This window comes from Kitasatospora sp. NPDC127060 (genome assembly GCF_042724935.1).
GTDB lineage: Bacteria > Actinomycetota > Actinomycetes > Streptomycetales > Streptomycetaceae > Kitasatospora.
Genome location: NZ_JBHXEG010000013.1, coordinates 53357 through 78791, shown reverse-complemented (window position 1 = coordinate 78791; position 25435 = coordinate 53357). Strand labels below are relative to the sequence as shown.

Genomic DNA, 25435 nt, shown 5'->3' with positions numbered 1-25435 from the left:
GCCGGCGGCCTCGTCGGCACCCCGTCAGGCCGCTGCGGCCGAGGCGATCGGTTCGAGCAGCAGGTGCGGGCGAACCAGGGCGCGGGAGACCGGGTCCTCGCGGTGACCGCCGGTGCGGGCCGGGTTGGGGCGCATGGCGACCTCGGTCGGTGGGACGGGTCCGCCGCCGCAGGTCGGGCAGGCGCCGATGAGGTCCAGATCAGTGCCGCAGACGACGTGCGCGAACAGGTGGTGCGGGCCGCCCGGGGTGGCGTGCCGGCCGCCCCAGCGGCTCAACTGGTAGAGCGGTCCCCAGAGTTCGAGGCCGACATCGGTGAGCAGGTAGCCGTGGCGCAGCGGCGCCTGCTGGTACGGCTCCTTGCGCAGCACCCCGGCAGCGACCAGGGCGTTGAGACGCGCGGTGAGGACGGCGCGCGGGATGCCGAGGTGGGCGAGGAAGTCGTTGAAGCGCTGCACGCCGTAGAACGCGTCGCGGAGGATCAGCAGGCTCCAGCGCTCGCCGATCACCTCCAGGGCGCGGGCCAGTGCGCAGTCCTGCAGTTCGTAGTCGGTTCCCAGCGCCATGCGGGCCAGCGTAGTCCACTGTCGAGGCGGGTTCAATGAACAGACTTGAGGTGGTAGCGTCTTGCCCGCGAAGGTTCATTCACCAGACTCAATGGTCCGCCCTCCGGAGGGAACACCCATGTCCCCCGCACCACCCGGCTCCGCCACAGCCGTACGGCCCGGCGCCACGCTGGCCGTCACCGCGGCCGCGACCGCCCTGGTCACCGTCGCCTACACCGCCCCCACCGCCTCGCTCGCCGCCACCGCCCAGGCCGCCCACCTCGGCGCCTCGGGCCGCACCTGGATCCTCACGGGCACCCTGGTCGGCATCTCGGCCCTGCTGCTCACCGCCGGCAGCGCCGCCGACGACCACGGCCGCAAGCGGGTCTTCACCATCGGCGTGCTGCTGTTCGCCGCCGCCGAGGCCCTGGCCGCCCTCGCCCCCGGCGGCGCCGTCTACCTGACCGCCCGGGTCCTGCTCGGCATCGCCTCCGCCGCGATCCTGGCGCCCGCGCTCGGCCTGATCAGCCACGCCCATCCAGCCGGGCCCGGCCGGATCCGGGCGCTCGGGATCTGGGGCGCGGCCGTCGGCCTCGGCATCGCGGTCGGGCCGGTCTACGGCGCGCTCGTCCAGCAGTGGGCCGGCTGGCGCGCAGTCGGCGGCGGACTCGCCGTGGTCTCGGCCGCCGTGGCCGCCGGCGCCGCCGCCTGCCTCACCGAATCCTGGGCCGCGCGGCCCCGCCCGCTCGACCCGTACGGCGTGCTCACCCTCGCCGCCGGAACCACTCTGCTCATCGCCGGACTCGCCGAGGGCCGCAGCGGCTGGGGGCGGCCCACGGTGGTGACGCTGCTCGCGGGTGGCGTGGGGCTGCTCGTCGCCTTCGTGGTGGTCGAGGCCACGGTCCGCGAGCCGATGCTCGACCTGGCGCTCTTCCGCAGCCCCGGCTTCATCGCCGCCACGGGCGGCGCCCTGTTCACCGGGCTCTCGCTGGTCGGGTTCATGAGTTACCTGCCCACCCTGCTCCAGGGCGTGCTCGGCCTCTCCGGCCTGGCGGCGGGCGGTGTGCTCGCCCTGTGGTCCGGCCTGTCCGTGGTCGCCGCACTCCAGGCCCGACGACTCGCCGCCCACCTGTCGGCCACCACTCAGGTCGCCCTCGGCCTGCTGATCTGCGGCCTCGGCGAGGCCGGACTGTACGGGCTCACGCCCGGCTCCTCCTGGCTCCGGCTGGCGCCCGGCCTGGCGGTGGCCGGCCTCGGCAGCGGCGTCCTCAACGCGGCCCTCGCCCGGCTCGCGGTCAGCAGCGTCCCCGCCCACCGCGCCGCCATGGGCTCGGGCGCCAACAACACCTCCCGCTACATCGGCTCGGCCCTCGGCGTGGCCGTGACGGTCGCCGTCGCCGGCTCCGCCCACCCCACCACCTCCGGCCCCGGGGCCGCGGCCGACGCCCTGGCCACCGGCACCGACCGCGCTGTCCTGGTCGCCGCCGCCCTCTGCCTCATCGGCGCCGCCCTGGCCCTCGCCGCCCGTCGCGCCACCCCGCCCCCACAGCCCGCACCCCCCACCCGGATACCCGCCACCGCCGCCCGCTGACCCGCACCGGCCCCGCCGACTTCCCCGTGTGCAGCGAAGCTCCCAAGCGCGCAGGGCACGAAAAGCCAGCAAGGCTGAACACGGGAAGTCGAACCGGCCGACTTCCGATGCACCCCACAGCTCCTCCAGAACCCACCCGGCCCCGGCGGCATCCGCTCGCACCTCGCCCCGCCGAACACAGGAAGTCGGAGCCGCCGACTCGCGCGCGCAGCAGTCGGCTCCCCGCCGGGGGCAAGCGCCACGCGCTGCGCGGACGGACGCGGGAGGCCGGACCCGCCGGCTTTCCGTGCGGGGGCGGGGCGGTGGATGGGCCGCCGGAGTGGCGGGCGGGGGCTGCTCGGGAGGCGTGGGGCCGGGCGGGGTGTGAGGGACGCGGGGCGCGGGGGGCACGAGGGGCGGGGCGCGGGGGCTGCGTGCGAGGATGGCAGGGCTGGTGGGAACGAGCTCCGGGCGGTTCTCTGGCCATGGTGGACGACGACGCGCAGCGCCGGGGGGAGCCTCAGCAGGACGCCCTGCTGCTGGTTCCGATCGCCACGGCGCTGATCGAGGCCGACGGGCGGATCCTGCACTGGAGCGGCGACGCGGAGGCACTGCTCGGCTACCCGGCGGACGAGGCGGTGGGGGCGAAGGCGGCCCGGCTGCTGACCTCCGACGAGCAGCGGCCCGAGGTGCTGGAGCTGTTCCGGGAGATCCTGGCGGGCCGGGAGTGGTCCGGGGTGTTCCCGGTGCGGCACCGGGACGGGCATCTGGTGAACCTGGAGTTCCGCACCCATCCGGTCCGCGGGCCCGGCGGGGTGCCGCTGGTGCTGGCGGTGGCGTCCGAGGTGACGACCTTGCGCCGGATCCAGTCGGACCTGGCCGTGCTGGACGGTTTCTTCACCCAGTCCCCGGTCGGCATGGCCGTGTTCGACACGGAGTTGCGGTACGTCCGGCTGAACGAGGCGCTGGCCCGGGCCAACGGGCTGACGGTCGGGGAGCACCTGGGCCGCCGGCTCACCGAGGTGCTGCCGGGGATCAACGGCGCCGAGGCCGAGGCGGTGATGCGGCAGGTGCTGACGAGCGGCCGGCCGGTGGTGGACTTCCGTTCGCACGGCCGCACGCCGGGGAATCCGCAGCGGGACCACGCCTGGTCGGCCTCGTACTTCCGGCTGGCGGACCGGGGCGGGCGGGTGCTCGGGGTGAGCGCCACCGTCATCGACATCACAGGGCGCTACCGCGCGGATGCGCGGGCGGCCCGGGCGCAGGAGCGGCTGTCGCTGCTGGTCGACGCGACCGCCTCGATCGGCACCACGCTGGACCTCCGGCAGACCGCCCGGGAGCTGGCCGATGCGATGGTGCCCCGGGTCGCGGACCTGAGCGGGGTGTTCGCGCTGGAGGCGCTGATCGCCGGGCGCAATGTCGAGCCGCCCGTCCCGGACGCCCCGCAGTCGGTCCGCCGGCTGGCGCTGACCTCCGCCGATCCGCTCTACCCGGCCGAAGCGCTGCCGGTGGATGCGGTGTACGAGCTGCCGCCGGACTCCCCCTACGCCCGGGCGCTGATCACCGGGCGGACGGTGGTGGTGCCGTCCTGGGAGCTGGCGCCGCTGGCCGACGGCCTGAGCGAGAGCCGCCGCCGGGCGTTCCTGGGCGACCGGTCGCGCTCGGTGCGGATCACCCCGCTGGTGGCGCGCGGCACCACCCTCGGCATGGTGGTGTACTCGCGGCGCGGCGAGCGCGAGTCCTTCGCGGAGGCCGACATCACCCTGGGTGACGAGCTGGCCTCCCGGGCGGCCGTCGCGATCGACAACGCCCGGCTGTACCTGCGCCAGCACCAGACCGTGCTGGCCCGGCAGCAGGCACTGCTCGAGGCGAAGGCCGCGCAGGAGCGGCTGGCGCTGGTCAACGCGGCGTCGGCGCGGATCGGCACCACGCTCGATCTCGACCGCACCGCCCATGAGTTGGCCGAGGTGGCGACGCCCCGGCTGGCCGACACGGTGGTGGTGGAGGTGCTGGAGGAGCTGGTGCGCGGCGAGCGGGAGGTCCGCGCGCCGAAGGACGGCTCGGCGCTGCTGCGGCGGATGGCGTTCCACTCGGTGCGCGGCTCGACGCTGACGCCGATCGCCCGGCTGGGCGGGGTACACCGCTTCCTGCCCGGTTCGCCGTACGCGTGGAGCCTGGCGCACCGGCGGCCGGTGCTGGTGCCGCGGATGGACGAGGAGGGGATGGCCTGGTTCGCCGACGATCCAGTGCGCATCGCCGCGGTACGGGAGCAGAACGTGCGCTCGTTCATGGTCGTGCCGCTGATCGCGCGCGGCAATCCGGTCGGTGTCGCGGGCTTCTACCGGACCCTGGTCGAGCGCCCGTACGAGGACGACGACCTCACGCTGGCCGGGGAGTTGGCGGTCCGGGCGGCGGTATCGATCGACAACGCCCTGCTGTTCACCCGGGAGCGCGACGCGGCCGCCGCCCGGCAGCGGGCGCTGGACGAGGCCTGGGCCGCCCAGCAGCGGCTGGGTCTGCTGAACGAGGCCAGCAACCGGATCGGCACCACGCTCGATCTGCACCGCACCGCACGGGAGTTGGTGGACGTGGTGCTGCCGCGCTTCGCCGACTTCGTCACCGTGGACCTGCGGGACGCGGTGCTCGGCGGTGAGGAGCCGGAGCCGGTGCCGAAGGTCGGACCGGTGCTGATGCGGGCGGTGGCGGTCGGGGAGACGGCGCCCGACGGCAGCATGACGGCGGCCGCGGACCAGGTCGGCGAGACCTCGCAGTCGGCCGAGGTGTACGCCCAGAGCCTGCGCACCCGGCGTTCGATCCTGGTCTCCGAGGTGACCGAGCGGGAGTTGCGGCGGATCGTCGCGGCCCCGGACCGGGTGGAGCCGGGGCTGGCCGCCGGGATCCACTCGTACCTGATGGTGCCGCTGGTGGCGCGCGGACTCGTACTCGGCGGCGCGGAGTTCATCCGCACCCACAATCCGGTGCCGTTCGGCCCGGCGGACCGTTCACTGGCCGAGGAACTGGCCGCGCGCACCGCGCTGGCGATCGACAACGGCCGGCTCTACCGGCGGGAGCGGGACACCGCGCTGACCCTCCAACGCAGCCTGCTACCCCAGGAGATCCACCGCACCCTCGGCCTGGAACTCGCCTACCGCTACCTGCCCAGCAGCGTGGTCAGCGAGGTCGGCGGCGACTGGTTCGACGTGGTACCGCTGTCCTCCGGGCGCGTCGCGCTGATCGTCGGCGACGTGATGGGCCACGGCATCCGGGCCGCCGCCACCATGGGCCAACTGCGTACGGTGGCACGAACGTTGATCACCCTGGAGCTGAGCCCGACCCGGGTCCTGCACCGGCTGGACGAGGCCACCGCAGCCCTCGGCGAGGACCAGTTCGCCACCTGCGTCTGCGTGGTCTACGACCCGGCGGACCGCAGCTGCACCGCCGCCGGCGCCGGCCACCTGCCACCCGTGGTCGCCGACGCCGAGGGCAACGCCCGCCTGGTCGAACTGCCGGCCGGCGCGCCGCTCGGCGTGGGCGGAGTCCCGTTCGAGAGCGTCGAGTTCACCCTCCCCGAGCAGGCCATCCTGACCCTCTACACCGACGGGCTGGTCGAGCGCCGCGGCCACGACCTGGACGAGGGCCTGGACCTGCTCCGCCGTACCGTCGCCGACCGTCGCCGCTCGCTGGAGCAGACCTGCGACGCCGTCCTGACCCGGCTCACCGGGCCCACCTCCGAGGACGACATCGCCGTCATCATGGCGCAGGTCCGCCCGGCGGGCGCCGACCGGATCGCCGCCCTGCCGCTCACCGGCGACCACGCGATGGTCGCCCACTCGCGCCGCTTCACCCGCGAGACGCTCACCACCTGGGGACTGGCCGAACTCACCGACTGGGCCGAACTGTTGACCAGCGAGTTGATCACCAACGCCCTGGTGCACGCCGGATCGCCCACCCAGCTGCGGCTGTTCTGCGACCGGGTGCTCACCGTGGAGGTGGCCGACCGGGAGAGCGGGACGCCCCGGATGCGCCAGGCCCGCACCGAGGACGAGGGCGGGCGCGGCATCCACCTGGTCAACGAGCTGGCGCACCGCTGGGGCAGCCGCCGGACCGGGGACGGCAAGGTGGTCTGGTTCGAACTGGAGCTGCCGCCGGACTTCCCACCTGCGTGAACAACTGACGGCTGTCGGCCGGCACCCGGGGTTGTTGGCCGCCCGTACGGCCCCCGGGCTTTGCTGGTGCCACGGCGGGACAGCCCCGGCCGGACGGACCACAGGAGCCCACCATGCAGCAGACCGACGCCCGCACTGTCGTCACCGAGTACGTCACCCGGCTCGCCGCCGGTGAACTCGACGCCGCCATCGCCCTGTTCGCCGAGGACGCCACCTGGAGCTACCCGGGCAGCCTGGAGCTCTCCCGCACCTGGCGCGGCAAGCAGGAGATCTTCGGCGACTTCCTCGGACGGGTCGGCACCCTGTTCGCCCCCGACGGCCTGCCCGTCCTCACCCTGACCGGCGTCCTCGCCGACGGCCCGCGGGCGGTGGCCGAGTGGACGGCCGTCGGGACGGCCGCCGACGGCGCCGCGTACGAGAACCACTGCCTGGGCGTGTTCACCGTGGAGAACGGCCTGATCACCGCCGTCCGCGAGTACCTGGACACCGAGCTCGTGGCGCGCACCCTGCTGGCCTGAACGGCGCGCGCTGCGGAGCCCAGCCGCGACTCAGTCCGGCAGCAGCAGATTGACGTCGCCGAACTCGTGCCACAGGTAACGCCGTTGAACCGCCTCGCGATAGCAGGACGCCAGCAGCGGGCGGCCCGCGACGGCGGCGAGCATCAGCAGGTGGGAGGCGCGCGGCTCGTGCCAGCCGGTGAGCAGGCCGTCCACCGCGCGGACCCCGCGCTCCGGGGTGATGACCAACTCCGTCCAGCCGTCCGCCTCCTGGAGGGTGCCGTCCGGTGCGACCGCCGACTCCAGGGCGCGGACGACGGTGGTACCGACGGCGATCACCCGCCCGCCCCCGGCGCGGACGTGGCCGACCAGCCGGGCGGTGGCCGCCGGGACGTGGAAACGCTCGGCGTACGGGGCCTCGTGGGCCTCCGGCGAGGCCACCCCGGCGTGCAGGGTGATCGGCGAGACCAGCACCCCCCGACCGGCCAGCCGCGTCACCGTACCGGGCGTGAACGGACGGGCGGCGCTGGGCATTTCGCTGCTGCCGGGGACGGTCGCGAAGACCGTCTGGTAGGCCTCGATCGGCCAGTCGCGGTCCACGTAGCCGTACCGGATCGCCCGACCGTGCAGCTCCAGGTAACGCAACAGGGGTGCGGGCAGGTCCAGTTCGGCGTACCAGAGGCGGCCGGTGAAGGACTGCACCAGCTCGGCCACGCCGCCCGCCGGCAGCGCGACACGCAGGCCCGGGCGGGCCGGTGACACCCCCGGTGGGTAGTAGGACGCCGCCCGGCCCGGCTCCACCCGGCGCAACTCGACCAGGTGGGCGCCCTGTTGGTCCGGCTGGGCGGAGGACAGGTGCAGCGCGACCGAGGTGCCGTCCGGCAGCCGTCCGGGCAGCGCGGCCGGGAGGGTGGCCGAGTTGTTGACCACCAGGAGGTCACCCGGGCGCAGCACCTCGGGCAGGTCGGCGAACCGGCGGTGCTCCACCGCGCCGGTGGCCCGCCGGCCGACCAGCATCCGCACGCCGTCCCGGGATCCGCCGCGCGCCTCCGCCGGTGCGCGGGCGGAGAGTTCGGGCGGGACGGTCACGTCGAGACCCAACTCGGCCAGGGTCGTCATCGCCCACCCCGGTCGGCCGCCGGCACCGCGGCCAGGTCCTCGGCGCGGTAGCGGCCGGAGGGGGTTCGGTCGCGCAGCAGGCCGAGCAGGACGGGCGCGATCTGTTCCGGCAGCGGCTCGCCGGAGATGTCCTCGCCGGGGCTGGCCTCCAGCAGCATCCGGGTGTTCATGCTGCCCGGGTCGACCGCCCAGACGCGCAACTCCAGCTCCTCCCGGGCGAGTACGGCGGTGGCCAGGTCGAGCGCGGCCTTGCTGGCGCCGTAGCCGCCCCAGCCGAGGTAGGGCACCACGGCGGCGTCCGAGCTGATGTTGAGCACCGCGCCGGAGTGGGCGCGCAGTTGGGGCAGGACGAGCTGGGTCAGCGCGATCGGGGCGAGCGCGTTGACCTCGAAGACCTCCAGCAGGTCCGGCAGCGGGAAGTCGGCCAGCCGGGGCAGCGGCTCGCTGCCCGGGGCGGCGGCGCCGTTGAGCGTACCGGCGTTGTTGACCAGGAGGCTCGCGCCGCCGAGGCGCTCGGCGGCCTCGGCCAGGTGGGCCCGGTGGTCGTCGTCGACGATGGAGCCCGGCAGGGCGACGACCTCGGTGACGGCGGCCAGGCCGGCCGCGGCGTCGGCGAGTTCGGCCGCGCCGCGGGCGGTGATCACCAGGCGCCAGCCCTCGGCGGCGAGGGCGTGGGCGAGGGCCAGCCCTAGGCCGCGGGAGGCGCCGGTGACCAGGGCGACGGGGGCGGGTGCGGTGTGCGCTGCTGCGTTCATGGCCCAACGATCGCGCCGCGGCGCCGTCGGCGGATCGGCCACCGGTACCGGGACCGGATCCTCCGTTCGCCCTAGATCGTCGGCCGGACCTAGGACCGGGCCTGGCCTGGGCCTAGGACCGGGCCAGGCCTGGCCTGGCCGGGAGCCCGGCCTGGTGGGGAGGGGAGCCTGGCCGGGCCGGGAGTCAGGACGGGAGCCCGGTCAGGCCACGGTCAGCCTCCGGCCCGCCAGCCGGACGGGTCGGTCCAGGCGGCGAGCGTGCGGCGGCTTTCGAAGCGGCGCTCCCGCCCGGTCAGCGGGTCGGTGAACTCGATGGCCGAGGCGAGCAGTTGCAGCGGCCGGCGGAAGTCGTCCGGGGCCGGTTCGGGCAGCACCACCGGGTACACCGGATCGCCGAGGATCGGGAGTCCCAGCCCGCTCATGTGCAGCCGCAGCTGGTGGGTGCGCCCGCTGAGCGGCCGCAGCCGGTAGCGGGCGAGGCCGTCGCGGTGCTCCAGCAGGTCGATCCGGCTCTCGCTGTTCGGCGGCGCGTCCAGCTCCCGGGCGGCGATCACCCCGCGCTCCTTGACGATGTGGCTGCGCACCGTGCGCGGCAGGCTCAGCTCCGGGTCGTACCGGGCGACCGCCCGGTACTCCTTGCGCACCTGGCGGTCCCGGAACAGCGTCTGGTAGGCGCCGCGCTCCTCGGCCCGGACCACGAACATGGCCAGGCCCGCGGTGAGCCGGTCGAGCCGGTGCGCGGGGCTGAGCACGGGCAGGTCGAGGTCGTGCCGCAGCCGGGACAGCGCCGTCTCCACCACGTGCCGGCCGCGCGGGGTGGTGGCCAGGAAGTGTGGCTTGTCGACGACCACCAGGTGCTCGTCGCGGTGCAGCACCACCAGCTCGAAGGGGACCGGCACCTCCTCCGGGTGGTCCCGGTGGAACCACAGGTGCGCACCGGGGCGAAACGGTTCGTCGTAGGCGATCGGGCCCTGCTCGCCGACGATCTCGCCGTCGCGCAGTGCCGTCTCGATCCGCGCCGCGGCCACCGCGGGCAACCGCTCGACCAGGTGGTCCCGGACCGTCGGCCAGTCACCCTCCGGCGGCAGCCGCAGGTGCACCGGGTCCACGCCGCGGCGCTGCGGGAGGGGTGAGGTCGGGCGGTGGCTCTTGCGTCTCATCTCCCGGCCAAGGGTAGTGCGCGGCCCCGTCGGGCCCGCGCCGAGGTGCTGACCCGGGGCCGGGCGGGGAAAGTGGTTCGAAGGCCCTCGGGGCCCGAAGCATCTTCGATTCCTGGAGGAATTCGCGTGAGCGCCGACGGCCCGGACGGGCTTCCGCCGCTGCACCTGCCACGGCGGACCCGGCTGCTGCTGTACGGCGCCCTCGTGCTGCTGGTCGCCGCCGTGGTGGCGGCCCTGGCGCTCGGCCCGGGCGCGACCCTGTCGCCGCTGCTCGCCGTGGCTCCGGTGCTCATCGGTGCCACCACCCGCAAGGCCCGGGTACCGCTGCTGGTCGGTGCGGCGGCACTGCTGGCGGTCGGCGTACTGGAGTCGACCAACACCGTACTGCCGCTCTCGGTGCGGATCAGCGTGCCGGTCACCGTGCTGGCCGCGACCCTGGCCAGCGCGGCCAGCGTGCTGCTGGTGGCGGCCCGGGAGCGGGAGCTGTACCAGGTGCGGACGGTGGCCGAGGCGGCCCAGCGGGCCCTGCTGCGACCGCCTGCCGAGCGGATCGGGCCGCTGCGGCTGGCCGTGCGGTACGTCGCGGCGACCGCCGAGGCGCGGATCGGCGGGGACCTTTACGCCGTGGTGGAGACCCGCTTCGGGGTGCGGATCCTGCTGGGGGACGTACAGGGGCACGGGCTCCCGGCCGTGGAGACGGCGGCGGACGTCCTGGGGGTGTTCCGGGAGGCGGCGCGCACCGAGCCCGACCCGGGGCGGCTGGCGGAGCGGCTCGACGCGGCGCTCACCGCCCGGCCGGGCGACGGGCGGTTCGCCACCGCGCTGCTGCTGGACGTCCCGGCCGGCCGGGAGCCGGTACGGGTGGTGAACTGCGGGCATCCGCCCCCGCTGCTGCGCCGCGCGGGCAGGGTGGACGAGCTGGCGCCGGCCGTGCCGGCGCCGCCGCTGGGCCTGCGCGAGCTGACCGGGCAGGACTACTCGGCGAGCCGCTTCGATCCGAGCCCGGGCGACCTGCTGCTGCTCCACACCGACGGGGTGTCCGAGGCCCGGGACGCCGACGGCCGGTTCTACCCGCTGGCGGAGCGGCTTCCCGGACTGCACGGCAGCAGCCCGGCGGACCTGCTGGACGCCGTGCTGGCGGACGTCCGGGGCTGGGTCGGCGACCCGGGGCTGGCCGACGACGCGGCGCTGCTGGCGCTGCGCTGGGACCACTGAGGCGGCCGGGGCGGGAGTGCGGGCTCGATTGTCAGTGGCGCGTGCGAGGCTTCACCCACAGTCGACCAGGCATCGATCGTGCGGGTCGGCCGCGTGCGCGGGTGCACCGGTGAACGGGTGGACGCGTGGACGCGTGGACGGGCATTCGGCCCGGCCGCTGGTGGGAACCGACGAGGGGAGCGTGCCATGGCGAAGGCGAGCGGGTCGTTCACGGTGACGGCGTTCGAGCCGGAGGAGACGGAGCAGCACGAGGCGGGCTCCGCCTTCGGCCGGGTCAGGATCGCCAAGACCTTCACCGGCGGGTTGAGCGGGCACGGCGAGGTGAGGATGCTGTCCGTCGGCGACGTGTCGGGCGGGCCGGCCTCCTACGTCGCGGTGGAGCACGTGACGGGCGAACTGGACGGGCGCGCCGGCTCGTTCGTACTCCAACATGCCGCCTGGGACACCACCGGGGTGACGATACGCGTGGTGCCGGGCACGGGGTCGGGCGAACTGGCCGGGATCACCGGCGAGTTCCGGCTGACCGTCGACGAGTCCGGCACCCACACCTACGTGCTGGCGTACGAGCTGGGCTGACCCCTGCCCAGTTCGCCCGGCGGGCACGGCACGGCGGGTGAGCCGAGTGTCACAGCACGGGCTGGGTCGCCTCCAGCCGCTGGATCGCGGCCCGGACGGCCGCCGTGAAGCTCCAGAACAGCGGCAGCGTATTGGCCGCGCGGTCGAACCGGTCGTTCTTGCCCGGGGCGAACATCGCGGCCCGCAGTTCGGTGGTCAGCTCCAGCTGGGCGCCCATGCCGAGCATGCTGCGGTTGCAGATGTTCTCCGGGGCGATGCCGGCGATCTCCTCCTCCCCGGAGGCGGTCACGGCACGGATGCCCGCCGTGGCGAACTCCTCCATCAGGTACTGACGGAAGGCGGAGTTCAGGCCGCCGACCAGTACGGCCCGGGCGCCCGCCTCCAGGCCGGCCCTGGTGGCGGTGCAGCCGTGCAGCGACAGCACATTGAGGCTGCCGGAGCACATCGCCCGCGCCACGGTGTCGTCGCAGTGGGTCGAGGTGACGTGCAGCGCGCCGTTGTCGGTGGCTCGCAGGCCCTCGAACATCCAGAAGTCGTGCACCGGCCCGCCGGGCGGGGTCGGGGCAAGGCCGACGGGGTGGTAACCGGCCACGGCCAGGCACAGTTCGGAGGTGCCGCCCTCGATGCCGCCGCCGTGCGGCGCGATGACGGTGGTCCGGACGGGGGCCGCGCGGTCCTGCGGGCTCTGGTCGTCGATCAGGTGCCGGCGGTAGCGGCGGCCGTAGTCCACGCCCTCGGTCAGAGTCGGGTCGGCGTAGAGCGCCGTGTTGGAGGGATAGCTGTCTGCGGCGCTCGCGGGGCTGCCGCCCACGGCAGCCCCGAGGGCGCTGAGGGCCGGGGCCGCGGCGAACGCGGCGATCAGGGTACGACGGTTGATCACGATCGGGATCATGGCAGGAGGTGGGAGATAGGTAAAGTCGGAGCAAAGTCGCGGCCGGGGCCGCATCCGGCGCGGCGCGGTCGGCCTGATCGTGTGACACCGGCCCGACGGGCGCGTGCCGCGAGCGCCGGGCGCCACTCCACACTGCCACGATGATGCGATCAGTGCACGATCGGCATCGGAGGGTGGCACATGCCCGGAACAGCAACTGCCCCTACGGTTACGGCCCGTACGCCGGCGACGGTCGAGGAGGTGGTCGGCCGGCTGCGGGAGATCGCGGCGGCCCTGCCGCTCTCCGACGGAGTGGCGGTCTTCAACCGGCTCTACCTCACCGTCACCGAGGCGGTCCGCGACCGGCTGGCGGACGGGTACTTCGCCGATCCACCGGCGATGGCCGAGCTGGACACGGTGTTCGCCGGGCGGTACCTGCTGGCCGTGGACAGCGACGCGGCGGGGCAGGAGCCGCCCGCCTGCTGGCGGCCGCTGTTCGCGCTGCGCGCCCACCCGGGCGTGCACCCGTTGCAGTTCGCGCTGGCCGGGATGAACGCCCACATCCAGCACGACCTGCCGCTGGCGGTGGTGGACCTCTGCCGCCGCCGGGGTTGCGCGCCCGCCGAGGTCGAGCGGGACTACCACCGGATCAACGGGGTGCTGGCCGAGGTCGAGGCGGTCGCCCGGGAGCAGCTGCTGCCCGGGCCCGAGCTGCCGGAGTGCGCCGGCCTGTTCACCCACGCCGGGCCGCCCACCCCCACCGGCCCGCCCACCCCCGCCGGTCACCTCGACCACACCGGTCCGCTCGCCCACCTGCTCGGCACCTGGTCGGTCGAGGCCGCCAGGGAGGGGGCCTGGTCCGCCGTCCAGGCGCTCTGGGAGCTGCGCGCGCTCCCGTCCGCCACCCGGGCCTTCGACGCGGCACTGGACGGGTCCGTCGGGCTGCTCGGCCACGCCCTGCTGCTCCCGCTGGTGCCCTACGAGAGCCGCAGCGATCACCGCGTCCATTGCGACCACGGCGCCCACCACAGCCACGGTGGCCACCAAGGCCACCAAGGTCACCAGAGTCACGACAGCTCCCAGAGCCAGCCCGGGCACCCCCGGACCGGCACCCCGGAGACGGCCGCGGCCGTCCGGCCCCCCGCGACGGGGGCCCGGACGGCCGACGGTACGGACGCCTGCTGTGCCTGATCAGGCCCAGCTGGAGTGCAGCGGCTTGCCCTCGGCGTAGCCGGCCGCGCTCTGGATGCCCACGATCGCCTTCTCGTGGAACTCCTCCAGGGTGTTGGCGCCCGCGTAGGTGCAGGAGCTGCGCACACCGGCCACGATCGAGTCGATCAGGTCCTCCACGCCCGGGCGGGCCGGGTCGAGGAACATCCGGGAGTGCGAGATGCCCTCCTCGAACAGCGCCTTGCGGGCCCGGTCGTAGGAGGAGTCCTGGGCGGTGCGGTTGCTGACGGCGCGGGCCGAGGCCATGCCGAAGCTCTCCTTGTACTGGCGACCGTCGGCGGCGGTCTGGAGGTCGCCCGGGGACTCGTAGGTGCCCGCGAACCAGGAGCCGATCATCACGTTGGAGGCGCCGGCGGCCAGCGCCATGGCGACGTCGCGCGGGTGGCGCACACCGCCGTCGGCCCAGACGTGCTTGCCGAGCCGACGGGCCTCGGCGGCGCATTCCAGGACGGCGGAGAACTGCGGGCGGCCGACGCCGGTCATCATCCGGGTGGTGCACATGGCGCCGGGGCCGACACCGACCTTGAGGATGTCCGCGCCCGCCTCGACCAGGTCGCGCACGCCGGCGGCGGAGACCACGTTGCCGGCCACGATCGGGATCCGCGGGTCCAGGCCGCGCACCGCGCGCAGGGCGCTGATCATGCTCTCCTGGTGGCCGTGCGCGGTGTCGACGACGAGCACGTCGGCGCCGGCGTCGATCAACGCCTTGGCCTTGCCCGCGACGTCGCCGTTGATGCCGACGGTGGCGGCGATCCGCAGCTTGCCGTTCGCGTCCACGGCCGGGGTGTACAGGGTGGCGCGCAGCGCGTTCCTGCGGGTGAGCAGGCCGACCAGCTTGCCCTCGCCGTCGACGACCGGGGCGAGCTTGCGGTGGGCCTCGGTGAGCTTGTCGAAGGCGGTGCGCGGGTCGGTGCCCTCGTCCAGCAGCAGCAGGTCGCGGGACATGATGTCGGCGAGGCCGGTGAAGCGGTCGACGCCCTGGCAGTCGGACTCGGTGACGACGCCGACGGGCTTGCCGTCCTCGACCACCACGAGGGCGCCGTGGGCGCGCTTGGGCAGCAGCGAGAGGGCCTCGGCGACGGTGGCGCCGGGGGCCAGGGTGATCGCGGTGTCGACCACCAGGTGGCGCTGCTTGACCCAGGAGATGACGTCGGCGATGACCTCGGTGGGGATGTCCTGGGGGATGGCGACCAGGCCGCCGCGGCGGGCGACGGTCTCGGCCATCCGGCGGCCGGCGATGGCGGTCATGTTGGCGACCACCAGCGGGATGGTGGTGCCGGTGCCGTCGTTCGAGGAGAGGTCGACGGCCTGCCGGGAGCCCACGGAGGAACGGCTGGGGACCATGAAGACGTCGTCGTACGTCAGGTCGTACGAGGGCTTGAGGTCGTTCAGGAAGCGCATGAAGGGGGGCTCTCCGGCTGGGGGAAGGTACACCTCGGGTGCGGTTGCGGCGATGCCGCCGGGGCGCACTCGGGCGCCCGGCACCCAGCATTCGATTCTCCGTGAGGGCGGGGGCAAATGCCAGTTCGAGGAGCATTGCTGGGGGTGTGCACAAGCCATGATCAATGCTCCGCGCGTAGACATGTGTGATCCTCCAAGGCCCCGGCCCCGGCTCCGGCTTTCGCCCCGGCCGGGGCCGCTCCCGTAGCATTCAGGCGGTAACGGCGAGGCGAGTGGGAAAGCGGCACCAGGCGTGAGCATCGAGCAGACGGACATCGAGCAGGGTCTAGGCGAGGAGGAGATCGACTACGGTCCTGGTCTCGACCCCGAGCGGCTGAAGCTCTGCCTGGAGGTGCTCGCCGAACTCGACGAGCTGCACGTCGACCACCCGGACGCGATCACCGTCCGCCAGGCCGTCGGCGGCATATTCCGGACCCTCAAGCAGCGCCGCCGCCAGGAGACCCGGGCCCGCAAGACGGCCAACGACCGCGAGGTCACCGCCCGAACGGCCACCGGCGCGCCGTCCCGGATCGACGACGAGACGGCCGGCGCCTTCGGCCTGACCACCGTCACCACCACCGAGATCGCCGGCATCCTGGAGCGGCCGCGCTCCTGCTACACCTGCAAGACCCGCTACGTCGAGGTCGACGCCTTCTACCACAACCTGTGCCAGAAGTGCGCCGTCCTGAACCGCTCCCGCCGGGACGCCCGGGCCGACCTCACCGGCAAGCGCGCGCTGCTGACCGGCGGCCGGGCCAAGATCGGGATGTACATCGCGCTGATGCTGCTGCGCGACGGCGCCCACACCACCATCACCACCCGCTTCCCCAACGACGCGATCCGCCGCTTCACGGCGATGCCGGACAGCGCCGAGTGGATCCACCGCCTCAAGATCATCGGCATCGACCTGCGCGACCCGGCCCAGGTGATGGCCCTCGCGGACGAGGTCGCCGCCGACGGCCCGCTGGACATCCTGATCAACAACGCCGCGCAGACCGTCCGCCGCCCGGCGGAGTCCTACCGCGAGCTGGTCAACGCCGAGGGCGCCCCGCTGCCCGCCGGCGAGCTGCCCCAGTCCACCACCATCGGCCGGTTCAACAGCGGCAGCGTCGACCTGCCCGCCCTCCCCCACCAGGCGAGCGACGGCGGGCAGCGGCTGGCCGCCGAGGACGTCACCTCGCTCGCCCTGGTCACCGGCTCCGCCACCCCGGCCCGGATCGAGGCCGGCACCGCGATCGACGCCGGCGGCCTGGTGCCCGACCTCGCGCCCACCAACAGCTGGGTGCAGACCGTCAGCGAGGTCGGCCCGGTGGAACTGCTGGAGGTCCAGCTCTGCAACTCCACCGCGCCGTTCATCCTGATCAGCCGGCTGCGCCCGGCGATGGCCGCGTCCGCGTCCCGCCGCAAGTACGTGGTCAACGTCTCCGCGATGGAGGGCGTGTTCCACCGCGGCTACAAGGGCGCCGGCCACCCGCACACCAACATGGCCAAGGCCGCGCTGAACATGCTCACCCGCACCAGCGCGCAGGAGATGTTCGAGTCCGACGGCATCCTGATGACCGCCGTCGACACCGGCTGGATCACCGACGAGCGGCCGCACCCGGACAAGATGCGCCTCGCCGACGAGGGCTTCCACGCCCCGCTCGACCTGGTCGACGGCGCGGCCCGGGTGTACGACCCGATCGTCCGCGGTGAGGCGGGCGAGGACCTCTACGGCTGCTTCCTCAAGGACTACGAGCGCGCCAACTGGTAACCGTCCCGGCACCACCAGCCCCAAGGAGAACCCGAGTTGACCACCGCACCGCTGCTCGGCGCCGGGATCGTCGTGCCCACCGGGGACGGCCGGGTGCTGCTCGGCCGCCGCATCACGGCCGGTGAGCCGCCGACCTGGAGCCTGCCCGGCGGAAAGGTCGACCCGGGCGAGTCCTTCGAGCGGACGGCGGCCCGCGAACTCGCCGAGGAGACCGGGATCGTGCTGCCCGAGGCCGGGATGCGGGTGCTCGCCGTGCACCTGGACCACGAGCTCGGCCGGCCCCGGCTGACCGCCGCCGTGCTGGCGCCGCCGAGCCTGGCCGAAGCGCTGGTCACCGAGCCGCACGCCTGCGCCGGCTGGGAGCGCTTCCCGGTGGACGCGCTGCCCGAGCCGATGTTCTACCCGTCCGCGCTGGTGCTCGGCAGCTGGCTGTCCGGGCTGGACGACGTACGGCGGGACGGGACGGACAGCTACCCCGTCGCCCGCTGATCCGCGCGACGGATCCACGGGCGACGGGGTGGTCGACTCCGCTACAGGACTGAGCCGGTGCAGGACTGAGCCGGTGCGGGACTGAGCCGGTGCGGGACTCAGCCGGTGCGGGCCGCCTCCGGCCCGGTGATCCGCCGCAGCAGCGGCAGGGTGGAGGCGATGATGCCCAGTGAGGCGGCCAGTCCGAAGCCGGTCAGCCCGTAGTAGCTGAGGTCCGGCGGGACCAGGCCGTAGCCCATCTGCGACCTGAGGAACATCGCCGCCGCGGCGAAGCCCGTCCCGATCGCGAGCGCCGAGACCACCAGCAGCGGCAGCGCGCTCTCCAGCCCCACCACCCGGCGCAGCAGCCGCAGCGGCGCGCCGGTCAGCCGCAGCATCGCGAACGGCCGTCGGCGGTCGGAGAGTCCGGCCACCACGCTGACCGCGAGACTGCATCCGGCGATCGGCAGGGTGGTCAGCAGCACCACGTTCGCCAGCTGCCGCCAGCTCTGGAGCTTCTTCTGCCCCTCGGAGGACCAGTCCTCGGCCAACCGCGGCTCGTAGGTCGGGAACTCCTTCATGAACAGGGTCCGCAGCTGTTCCTTGGCCGACTCGGAGCCGTCGGTGGTCGCGTAGAGCATCCGCACCGGGAGCCCGGCCACCTCCTGCGCGGAGACCGCTGCGGCCGGCCACTCGTGCTGGGAGGCGTCCAGCAGGTCGACGAACTGGTACGGGTCGACCGCCGCGACGGCGGCGCCGGGGGCGCAGTGGCCGACCACGGGGGTCTGGGCGAGGTCCGCGCAGCTCACCAGGCTGGGCACGAACCGGCGCTCGCCCCGCTGGTACGCGCCGGCCCCGGCCGGGTTGTCGTGCACCAGGGCGATCCCGCGGAACCCGGGGACGGCCCGGGCCCGCGCCAGCACGCCGTCGGGCACCGCTGGCAGGACCGACGCGTCCTCGCGGTTGCCGAACGGGGTGGCCACGATCGCCTTGCGCACCGAGGGGGCGCCGTTCAGCGTGCTCTGGTTGGCGTTGATGGTGCCCATGATGCCCAGGGTGCCGGTGGTCACGAACAGCGCCAGCACCAGTCCGGCGACCGAGCGGAAGCCCGCCCGGGGGTCGTCCGAGAGGCGGCGCATCGCGATCAGCGAGGCCGGCCGGCTGGTCCGCCGGGCCACCGCCCGGGCGGTCGTCAGGGTGAGCCAGGGGCCGGCGATCACCAGGCCGAGCATCACCAGCACGAAGCCGCTCAGGTAGGCCAGCGACTGCCCGTCGGTGGTCTTCGGGTGGTTGCCGACGACGTAGCCGAGCTCGGCCAGGCCGGCCACCAGGGGGCCAAGCCGCCAGGGGCTCGGCGGCTTCGGGGTGACCCGGCGGGAGACCCCGAGCGGCGAGATGGTGACCCGGCGCAGCGCGAACCGGGCGGCGAGCGCGGCCGCCAGCGGCACGCCCAGCACCACCCCGGCCACCTGCGGCAGGGTCAGGCCGAGGTCGGCGGCGAAGAAGCGGTCGCCGGTGAACGGCACGTCGGCCACCACCGGCTTCAGCGCGGAGTACAGGCCGAAGCCGACGGCCGTGCCGATCAGCGCGGCCACCGTGGACTCCACCGCCGAGATCACCGACACCTGGCCGGGCGTCGCGCCCACCAGGCGCATCGCGGCGTAGCGCTGCTCCCGGGTGGCGGCGGACAGCCGGGTCGCGGTGCCGATGAAGATCAGCACCGGGAAGATCATCGCGGCGGCCACCACGGTGAGCAGCAGGACCATCCGGTCGCCGTGCACGCCCCCGCCGTAGCAGTCGTACGCGCAGTCGGTGGGCAGCACGGTGGCGATGCTGGTGACGGTGTGGGCCCTCGGCAGCACCTTGACCTCGTCGGCGGCGCGGCCGATCACCACCGCGAGGGTGTCCGGGGAGGGCAGCGCGTCGTCGCCGAGGGTGCCGACGAGCCGGCCGGGGAAGCGGTCGCCGAGTTCCACGGCCGGGGTGTCGCTCAGCAGCTTCTCCAGCGCGGGCGAGGCGTAGTACTCGCCCGGGGCCGGCAGCTTGCTCAGCCCCGGCACCACGGGCGAGGTGGGACCGGTCGGGGCGAGCTCGGCCCGGAAGACGGTCTTGCCCCGGTAGTAGTCCATCCGGGCGCCCCACCAGAGCGGGTCGGCCGGGGCGGCGGCCGTGGCGCCCTTGACGCCGGTGTTCATCCAGAGCTGCCGCGCGTTGGCGCGGTCGATCGCGTTCATGCCGGCGAACGTGGACAGCAGCAGCCCGACCCCGATCGCGACCGCCGCCGCGATCATCAGCAGCCGGGCCACCGCCTCCCGGCCGCCGCTGACGGCCAGTCGGAGCGAGAAGACGATCACGGGGCCACCGATCCGGTGGAGAGGGTACGGGCCTGGCCGTCGCGGACGATCGCCTCGCGGTCGGCGCAGGCGGCGACCCGCGGTTCGTGGGTGACCAGGATGACGGTGGTGCCCTGTTCCCGGGCCGAGGAGACCATCAGTTCCATCACCTGCTCGCCGGTCAGCGAGTCCAGCGCGCCGGTCGGCTCGTCGGCGAACAGCACCTCCGGGCGGGCCACCAACCCCCGGGCCAGCGCCACTCGTTGGGCCTGTCCGCCGGACAACTCGCCGGAACGGCGCCGCTCCAGGCCGTCCAGGCCGAGCCGGGCGAACCAGGGCCGGGCCTGGGCCAGGGCGGCGCCCCGGCGGACACCGTTCAGCAGCAGCGGCAGGGCCACGTTCTCCTCGGCCGTCAACTCCGGTACCAGCTGGCCGAACTGGAAGACGAAGCCGAACTTGTCCCGGCGCAGGGCACTGCGCCGGGACTCGGCCATGGTGTCCAGGCGCTGCCCGTTGAACAGCACCTCGCCCGCGTCGGGCACCAGGATGCCGGCCAGGCAGTGCAGTAACGTCGACTTGCCCGAGCCGCTGGGGCCCATGATGGCGAGCACCTCGCCGGCCTCGACGGACAGGCTCGCTCCGCGCAGCGCGGGCGTCTCGCCGAAGGCGAGGGCGATGTCGCGGGCCTCGATGACGGTGGTCATGCGCGCACCTCCGCGGCCAGGGCGTCGAGCCGGGCGACGGTCAGGTCGATCCAGCGCAGGTCGGCCTCCAGGTGGAACAGTCCGTGGTCGGCGAGCAGGGCGTCCACCAGCGGGCCGGAGCGGCGCAGTTCGGTGAGTTCGCGCATCCGGCGCAGGTGGGCGGCCCGCTGGGTGTCCAGGTACAGCTCGGCGTCGCGGCCCAGCAGCAGGGCCAGCACCACCTTGGTGAACAGCACGGACTGCAGGGTGGGTTCGGGCGCGACCGGCTCCTGGAGCCAGGTCTCGAACTCGGTCGCCCCGGTCTCGGTGATGACGTAACGCTTGCGCTCGGGCCCGTCACCGGGCTCGGCCTCACCGGCCATCACCTTGCCGTCGCGGGCCAGTCGGCCGAGGGTCGCGTAGACCTGGCCGTACGGCAGGGGCTTTCCCCGGCCGAAGAAGGAGTCGTAGTCACGCTTGAGGTCGTAGCCGTGGCTCGGCTCCCGCTCCAGCAGTCCAAGGAGGGTCAAAGGAACACTCATGAGGAGGACCATACACCAGGGATATACACCGAGTGTATAGCTGGCGAGAATACGCCGCTGACCTGGTGAGACGTCAACTCGTGCACAGGGGCGGGCGGGAGACGGCCGTACGACCGCCTCCCGCTCCGCACCACGGCCCGGCACCCCCACGGTCACCGGCCCGGAGCCGCACCCAGGCACGGAGGGCGCGGCCGGACTCCAGCCTGCCCCGCCGGAGCGCCGCCGCCGAGGGCCGAACGTCCCGGCCGACGGGGGCCCACGGCACCGGAAGCGTGACCCACTCTTGTGCGAGGAGGGCGGTCGGGTGGAGATTGGGTGACGAAACCCCGTACGCGCCCGCGTCCCTGAGGAGGCCCCAGCGTGTCCAGCGCACCCCGCCCGGCCCGGCCCGCGTCGCTCCCGCGGCGAACCGGCCGTCAGCTGCGGCGGGCCTTCGGTGCCCGGCACGAACCGTTGGCCCGCTCCCTCGACCGCTCCCGCGCCCGCGCCTGGCTGCTCACCCTCCTCGGCGGACTGCTGGCCGCCGCCCTCTCCGCCGGTGGCGCGCTGCTGCTCTACCGCGCCACCGCACCGCAGGCCGCCGCCGACAACGCGCGGCTGCACCGGATCGACGCCGTGGTGACCGCCACCGCCGACCACGCCAGCCACTCCGGCAGCCGGTTCTCCGGCGGCTACGGCAACCGGGCCGACGTCCGGGCCACTTGGAGCTACCCCGGCGCCACCCCGCACACCGGCACCGTCGAGGCCCCGACCTCGGCCGTCGCCGGCAGCGTCGTCCCGGTCTGGGTCGACCCGGCCGGCAACGCCACCGCTCCCCCGGTCAACCGCGCTGCCCTCGCCGTCTCCGCCGCCTGCACCGGCGCCGGCGCCCTGCTCACCCTCGCCGCCCTGCTCACCCTCGCCCTGCGGCTGCGCCTCCAGGCCCTCGACCGCCGGGCCGAGGAGGACTGGACCGCCGGCTGGGCCCGCCTCGAACCGCTCTGGAGCGGCCGCGCGGGGCACCGCCGGGAGGAGTGACCGGCGCGGGCGGAGCGGAGTGACCCGCGGGCGCGAAGCGGAGTGACCGGCGCGGGCGGAGCGGAACGGCGGACGCCCCCGACCCAGAGCCTTCGGAACAGGCCTCAGCGGCGTTCCGTCCAGCCCGGGGCCGGGGTGGGACTGGCGGCGTGGTGGGTCAGGATGGCGACGGCGATCAGGAGGACGAGCGCCAGGGCCAGGGCGACGGTGACCGTGGCGTGGAGGACCAGGGCGGCGCCGAGGAGCGCTCCGGCGAACATCCAGCCGGCCGAGGCGACCCGGCGGGGGCCGGTGCGGTCGGCGGCGAGGGCGGTGATGGTCATGGTGAGCACGGTGGTGGTGAGGTCCGGGACCTTCAGCGAGCGGACCACCGCGTTCTGGCCGCCCATGGCGAGGGCGAGCAGGCCGATCAGGGTGTAGCGGGCGGGTTCGGATCCGTGGCCGGCCGCCGCCGCCAGGACGGTGCTCCCCGCGAGGAGCACCGCCTGGGCGGCGACGGCGACGGTCAGCAGTCGGCCCCGGTGGCCGGGCAGGTGCCGGGCGAGGTGGCCGCCGACCAGGGCGCCGAGCAGGAAGGCGGCGAGGGCGGCCAGTGAGGCGGTGGCGGACAGTCCGGGGGCGCCGGCCAGGGCGAAGCCGAGGAAGACCACGTTGCCGGTCATGTTGGCGACGAAGACGTGCCCGAGTTCGAGGTAGCTGACCGCGTCCACCACCCCGGTGACCAGGGTCAGCACCAGCAGCATCGGCACCAGCGGGCCGTGCTCGGGGTCGGCTTTCAGCATCGGGCGGCCTCCCGGAAGGTTCGGCTGACGGACCTTCCGTTCTACCCCCTCGGCGTGCTCAGGCGAGTGCCGGGCCGCTCGGGTCGTCCGAGTCGTCGTCCAGGTGCCAGTGCAGGTCCCGTACGCCCGGCTCCAGCGAGAGTCGGCTGACGACCTGCTCCAACGCGGGGGCGACCTGGCCGGTGATCGCCACGGTGGCCCGCAGGCTGGTGGCGTCGCCCTGCTCGGTGCGGCGGACCCGCAAGCCGGTGGGGGCGAGGCCGGAGGCGGCCAGGGCCTGGAGCAACAGGGCCCGGATGTGGGTCTCGGCCTTGCGCTCGCACTCCAGGTGGACGGTGGCCCGGGAGGTGGAGTCCGGGTCGCTGCCGGACTGCGGGGAGCGGTCGAGCAGCCGGCCGGCCGGGCGCAGCACCAGGTGGACGGCGAGCACGGCGAGGGTGCCGAGGGCGGCCAGTTCCAGCTTGCCGGAGGCGGCCAGCACCCCGACGGCGGCCGAACACCACAGCGTCGCCGCGGTGTTGAGGCCACGTACGCCGGCGCCGTCGCGCAGGATCACGCCACCGCCGAGGAAGCCGATGCCGGAGACGACGTAGGAGGCGACCCGGGTGGGGCTTCCGGTGTCACCGACCGCCTCGCTGTACAGGACGAACAGGGTGGCGCCGGCGGCGACCAGCGCGTTGGTGCGCAGGCCGGCCATCCGGGCCCGCCACTGGCGCTCGACGCCGATCAGCGCGCCGCAGGCGACGCCGGTGGCGATCCGGACCAGGAACTCGACGGTGGTCAGGGTGTGCACGGCGGCACCTCCTCCAGGGGTTCACGGTTCAGGGGTTCACGGGTGCCGCTGTTCGGCTGTTCCGCGGCCCAGCGGCTCAGCGGCTCAGCGGCTCAGCGGCTCAGCTGCTCAGCGGTTTCAGCCGTTCAGGGAGACCGCGGGAAAGGGAACGGACGGGTGGCGAGCCGTTGCCCGCCACCCGTCCGTACGGGCTTCCGCTCGGCGGCTCAGTGGTTGAGCGCGGTCTGGACGACCTTGATGATGACCATGACCATCGCGATCAGCAGGTAGGCGCGCAGGGCGCCCATGCCGACCTTGCGGGCGGTGGACATCACCGGCTTCCCCAGGGTCTCCAGCGGGGGCATCCGCCAGTTCGCCCGGCCGGTGCGGTCGATCGGGTCCTCCTTGGTGCCGGTGCGGCCGGCGGTGAAGAAGTATCCGGCGACCAGCACCCCCACCACGCCGCAGCCGCCCATGATCCACAGGATCGCGTCGGAGCTGATGCCCGGCCAGACCACCGAGGCGGTCAGGATCAGCGAGAGCATCACCAGCACGCCGACCACCGTCGAGGTGAAGGCGTTGGTCCTCGGCCCGTTGGCCCAGGGGCCGAGGACCGCCTTGTCGTTGCAGAGGAGCAGCAGGAAGACGGTGGCGGAGGGCAGCAGCACCCCGGCGAGCACCTGGACGAACTGGGTGATCAGGCCCTGGGTGTAGCCGTTGGAGAGCAGGGTGATGGCCGCGGCGACGGCCACCAGGCCGGCGTAGACCGCGTAGAAGCCCTTGGCGCCCTTGACGCCCCGGTGCAGCGAGTGCTTGATGCCGAAGACGTCGCCGATCGCGTAGGCCGTGGAGAGCGAGACGGCGAAGGCGCCGATGATCGAGGCGTCCAGCAGGGCGATGGCGAACAGGACGCCCGCCAGGTGGCCGGCCTTGGCCTCGATGCCCTTGGCGACGGCGGCCGTGTCGGAGAACTGGCCGAAGCCGTCGGTGCCCGCGAAGGCCGCCGCCGTGAGGCCGATCAGCGCGGCCGCGCCGATGATCACGATCGCGATGCCGATCCACAGGTCGACCTTCTCGTACTTCATGAAACGCGGGGTGATCCGCTTGTCGATGACGTACGACTGCTGGAAGAACAGCTGCCAGGGGGCGACGGTGGTGCCGACGATCGAGATGATCACCATCATGACGGCCGCGAGCTGGCCGGCGCCGCCGGGCATGCTCGGGGTCACGAAGTCGTGGGCCATCTGCGAGGTCTTGGGGTGGACCAGGAAGTAGATCGGGACCAGCAGCAGCGAGCCGACGCACAGCGTGATGGCGACCCGCTCGAAGCGCTGGAAGGAGCCGGTGAAGGCCGAGGCGATGATGATCGCCGCCGCCAGCACCACCGAGGCGACCTTGGGCAGGCCCAGGTACCCGGCGGCCATCGTGACGCCGATGAACTCGGTGACCAGGGTCAGCGCGTTGAGCAGGAAGAGGTCGATGACGCTGAAGGCGCCCCAGAACTTGCCGAACCGCTCCAGGATCAGCCGGGCGTGCCCGACGCCGGTGACGGCGCCCAGCCGCAGCACCATCTCCTGGTTGACGTACAGCACCGGGACGAGCAGCAGCAGCGTCCAGAGCAGCTGGGTGCCGTAGTTCTGCCCGGCCTGGCCGTACGTCGAGAAGGCGCCGGCGTCGTTGTCGCCGACCATCACGATCAGGCCGGGGCCGACGATCGCCAGCAGGGTCTTGAGCCGGGCGGAGAGGCCGTGGCGGGGGGTGGTGTCGTCGAGTCGGATGGTGCCGAGCGCACCCTTGATGTCGCCGAGGTGGGCGTCGTCCAGGACGGCGGACCGGGCGGCGTCCGGAGCGGCGGCGGCAGTGGGGCCGGTGGGGACCGTGGAGACGTTCGGGTCCAGCATCACGTTGGTCATGGCGGGGCCTCCCTCCCCCTTCCTTGAGGG

The 25435-nt window shown here is 74.1% G+C and carries 21 protein-coding genes; 9 read left to right on the top strand and 12 right to left on the bottom strand.

Annotated elements, in window-relative coordinates; translation table 11 throughout:
• Positions 1-24 precede the first annotated feature (24 nt).
• Positions 25-564, bottom strand: a complete 540-nt coding sequence (locus ACFWIS_RS10690; RefSeq protein ID WP_380457539.1) for a winged helix-turn-helix transcriptional regulator — start codon at positions 562-564, stop codon at positions 25-27.
• Positions 565-682: 118 nt separating this feature from the next.
• Between ACFWIS_RS10690 and ACFWIS_RS10685 the strand changes: the two genes are divergently transcribed.
• From ACFWIS_RS10685 to ACFWIS_RS10675, 3 genes are all read left to right on the top strand, one after another.
• Positions 683-2134, top strand: a complete 1452-nt coding sequence (locus tag ACFWIS_RS10685; RefSeq protein WP_380457537.1) for an MFS transporter — start codon at positions 683-685, stop codon at positions 2132-2134.
• A 464-nt stretch (positions 2135-2598) separates the two neighbouring features.
• On the top strand, positions 2599-6279 hold the full coding sequence (locus tag ACFWIS_RS10680) for a SpoIIE family protein phosphatase (RefSeq protein WP_380457534.1): 3681 nt from the start codon (positions 2599-2601) through the stop codon (positions 6277-6279).
• Between the two features lie 113 nt (positions 6280-6392).
• Positions 6393-6797 (top strand): nuclear transport factor 2 family protein, encoded by a 405-nt coding sequence (locus tag ACFWIS_RS10675; RefSeq protein ID WP_380457532.1) that lies wholly within the window; start codon positions 6393-6395, stop codon positions 6795-6797.
• A gap of 30 nt (positions 6798-6827) precedes the next feature.
• Here ACFWIS_RS10675 and ACFWIS_RS10670 read toward each other — a convergent pair whose 3' ends face one another.
• The 3 genes from ACFWIS_RS10670 to ACFWIS_RS10660 all read right to left on the bottom strand — a co-directional run bounded on the left by ACFWIS_RS10670 (position 6828) and on the right by ACFWIS_RS10660 (position 9810).
• Positions 6828-7895: an S-adenosylmethionine:tRNA ribosyltransferase-isomerase gene (locus ACFWIS_RS10670; RefSeq protein WP_380457529.1), complete on the bottom strand. Its 1068-nt coding sequence runs from the start codon at positions 7893-7895 to the stop codon at positions 6828-6830.
• Positions 7892-8650, bottom strand: coding sequence for an SDR family oxidoreductase (locus tag ACFWIS_RS10665; protein ID WP_380457526.1), 759 nt, complete (start codon positions 8648-8650; stop codon positions 7892-7894). Before ACFWIS_RS10665 ends, ACFWIS_RS10670 begins: the two co-directional genes overlap by 4 nt.
• 212 nt (positions 8651-8862) lie before the next feature.
• Complete coding sequence (locus ACFWIS_RS10660) at positions 8863-9810, bottom strand: pseudouridine synthase (protein ID WP_380457523.1); 948 nt, start codon at positions 9808-9810, stop codon at positions 8863-8865.
• Between the two features lie 126 nt (positions 9811-9936).
• Here ACFWIS_RS10660 and ACFWIS_RS10655 point away from each other — a divergent pair, with 126 nt between their 5' ends.
• Both ACFWIS_RS10655 and ACFWIS_RS10650 read left to right on the top strand, forming a co-directional pair.
• Entirely contained in the window at positions 9937-11025 is a 1089-nt protein-coding gene (locus ACFWIS_RS10655; protein WP_380457521.1) for a PP2C family protein-serine/threonine phosphatase, read from the top strand.
• Between the two features lie 186 nt (positions 11026-11211).
• Positions 11212-11601 carry a DUF3224 domain-containing protein gene (locus ACFWIS_RS10650; RefSeq protein WP_380457518.1) on the top strand — a complete coding sequence of 130 codons (390 nt, stop codon included), beginning with the start codon at positions 11212-11214 and terminating at the stop codon, positions 11599-11601.
• A 49-nt stretch (positions 11602-11650) separates the two neighbouring features.
• Here the strand turns inward: ACFWIS_RS10650 and ACFWIS_RS10645 are convergent, their stop codons facing one another.
• Positions 11651-12493, bottom strand: a complete 843-nt coding sequence (locus tag ACFWIS_RS10645) for a poly-gamma-glutamate hydrolase family protein (RefSeq protein WP_380457516.1) — start codon at positions 12491-12493, stop codon at positions 11651-11653.
• A 180-nt stretch (positions 12494-12673) separates the two neighbouring features.
• Here ACFWIS_RS10645 and ACFWIS_RS10640 point away from each other — a divergent pair, with 180 nt between their 5' ends.
• On the top strand, positions 12674-13663 hold the full coding sequence (locus tag ACFWIS_RS10640) for a DUF5995 family protein (RefSeq protein WP_380457513.1): 990 nt from the start codon (positions 12674-12676) through the stop codon (positions 13661-13663).
• Here the strand turns inward: ACFWIS_RS10640 and ACFWIS_RS10635 are convergent, their stop codons facing one another.
• On the bottom strand, positions 13664-15103 hold the full coding sequence (locus tag ACFWIS_RS10635; protein ID WP_380457510.1) for a GuaB1 family IMP dehydrogenase-related protein: 1440 nt from the start codon (positions 15101-15103) through the stop codon (positions 13664-13666).
• Positions 15104-15395: 292 nt separating this feature from the next.
• Between ACFWIS_RS10635 and ACFWIS_RS10630 the strand changes: the two genes are divergently transcribed.
• Together ACFWIS_RS10630 and ACFWIS_RS10625 are read left to right on the top strand one after the other, a co-directional pair.
• Positions 15396-16895: an SDR family NAD(P)-dependent oxidoreductase gene (locus ACFWIS_RS10630; protein WP_380457507.1), complete on the top strand. Its 1500-nt coding sequence runs from the start codon at positions 15396-15398 to the stop codon at positions 16893-16895.
• 36 nt (positions 16896-16931) lie between these two features.
• On the top strand, positions 16932-17384 hold the full coding sequence (locus tag ACFWIS_RS10625; RefSeq protein ID WP_380457504.1) for an NUDIX hydrolase: 453 nt from the start codon (positions 16932-16934) through the stop codon (positions 17382-17384).
• A gap of 98 nt (positions 17385-17482) precedes the next feature.
• On the opposite strand, the gene ACFWIS_RS10620 is transcribed toward ACFWIS_RS10625, so the two are convergent.
• The 3 genes from ACFWIS_RS10620 to ACFWIS_RS10610 are packed head-to-tail and all read right to left on the bottom strand — an operon-like array spanning position 17483 to position 20921.
• Positions 17483-19717 carry an FtsX-like permease family protein gene (locus tag ACFWIS_RS10620; protein ID WP_380457501.1) on the bottom strand — a complete coding sequence of 745 codons (2235 nt, stop codon included), beginning with the start codon at positions 19715-19717 and terminating at the stop codon, positions 17483-17485.
• A complete protein-coding gene (locus ACFWIS_RS10615; RefSeq protein WP_380457498.1) occupies positions 19714-20400 on the bottom strand; it encodes an ABC transporter ATP-binding protein in 687 nt (228 codons plus the stop codon). The genes ACFWIS_RS10620 and ACFWIS_RS10615 overlap by 4 nt, the downstream gene beginning before the upstream one ends.
• Positions 20397-20921 carry a PadR family transcriptional regulator gene (locus tag ACFWIS_RS10610; protein WP_380457495.1) on the bottom strand — a complete coding sequence of 175 codons (525 nt, stop codon included), beginning with the start codon at positions 20919-20921 and terminating at the stop codon, positions 20397-20399. The genes ACFWIS_RS10615 and ACFWIS_RS10610 overlap by 4 nt, the downstream gene beginning before the upstream one ends.
• A 360-nt stretch (positions 20922-21281) precedes the next feature.
• Between ACFWIS_RS10610 and ACFWIS_RS10605 the strand changes: the two genes are divergently transcribed.
• Complete coding sequence (locus tag ACFWIS_RS10605; protein ID WP_380457492.1) at positions 21282-21938, top strand: DUF3592 domain-containing protein; 657 nt, start codon at positions 21282-21284, stop codon at positions 21936-21938.
• A gap of 104 nt (positions 21939-22042) precedes the next feature.
• Here ACFWIS_RS10605 and ACFWIS_RS10600 read toward each other — a convergent pair whose 3' ends face one another.
• From ACFWIS_RS10600 to ACFWIS_RS10590, 3 genes are all read right to left on the bottom strand, one after another.
• Positions 22043-22720, bottom strand: coding sequence for a YoaK family protein (locus tag ACFWIS_RS10600; protein ID WP_380457489.1), 678 nt, complete (start codon positions 22718-22720; stop codon positions 22043-22045).
• A gap of 58 nt (positions 22721-22778) precedes the next feature.
• Entirely contained in the window at positions 22779-23513 is a 735-nt protein-coding gene (locus ACFWIS_RS10595; RefSeq protein ID WP_380457486.1) for an MgtC/SapB family protein, read from the bottom strand.
• A gap of 206 nt (positions 23514-23719) precedes the next feature.
• Entirely contained in the window at positions 23720-25405 is a 1686-nt protein-coding gene (locus ACFWIS_RS10590; RefSeq protein WP_380457484.1) for an NRAMP family divalent metal transporter, read from the bottom strand.
• Positions 25406-25435 lie beyond the last annotated feature (30 nt).

Coding starts and splice junctions, on each gene's coding strand:
- ACFWIS_RS10690 (WP_380457539.1), bottom strand. CDS start 564: ATGGCGCTGGGAACCGACTACGAACTGCAGGACTGCGCACTGGCCCGC.
- ACFWIS_RS10685 (WP_380457537.1), top strand. CDS start 683: ATGTCCCCCGCACCACCCGGCTCCGCCACAGCCGTACGGCCCGGCGCC.
- ACFWIS_RS10680 (WP_380457534.1), top strand. CDS start 2,599: ATGGTGGACGACGACGCGCAGCGCCGGGGGGAGCCTCAGCAGGACGCC.
- ACFWIS_RS10675 (WP_380457532.1), top strand. CDS start 6,393: ATGCAGCAGACCGACGCCCGCACTGTCGTCACCGAGTACGTCACCCGG.
- ACFWIS_RS10670 (WP_380457529.1), bottom strand. CDS start 7,895: ATGACGACCCTGGCCGAGTTGGGTCTCGACGTGACCGTCCCGCCCGAA.
- ACFWIS_RS10665 (WP_380457526.1), bottom strand. CDS start 8,650: ATGAACGCAGCAGCGCACACCGCACCCGCCCCCGTCGCCCTGGTCACC.
- ACFWIS_RS10660 (WP_380457523.1), bottom strand. CDS start 9,810: ATGAGACGCAAGAGCCACCGCCCGACCTCACCCCTCCCGCAGCGCCGC.
- ACFWIS_RS10650 (WP_380457518.1), top strand. CDS start 11,212: ATGGCGAAGGCGAGCGGGTCGTTCACGGTGACGGCGTTCGAGCCGGAG.
- ACFWIS_RS10645 (WP_380457516.1), bottom strand. CDS start 12,493: ATGATCCCGATCGTGATCAACCGTCGTACCCTGATCGCCGCGTTCGCC.
- ACFWIS_RS10640 (WP_380457513.1), top strand. CDS start 12,674: ATGCCCGGAACAGCAACTGCCCCTACGGTTACGGCCCGTACGCCGGCG.
- ACFWIS_RS10635 (WP_380457510.1), bottom strand. CDS start 15,103: ATGCGCTTCCTGAACGACCTCAAGCCCTCGTACGACCTGACGTACGAC.
- ACFWIS_RS10615 (WP_380457498.1), bottom strand. CDS start 20,400: ATGACCACCGTCATCGAGGCCCGCGACATCGCCCTCGCCTTCGGCGAG.
- ACFWIS_RS10610 (WP_380457495.1), bottom strand. CDS start 20,921: ATGAGTGTTCCTTTGACCCTCCTTGGACTGCTGGAGCGGGAGCCGAGC.
- ACFWIS_RS10600 (WP_380457489.1), bottom strand. CDS start 22,720: ATGCTGAAAGCCGACCCCGAGCACGGCCCGCTGGTGCCGATGCTGCTG.
- ACFWIS_RS10590 (WP_380457484.1), bottom strand. CDS start 25,405: ATGACCAACGTGATGCTGGACCCGAACGTCTCCACGGTCCCCACCGGC.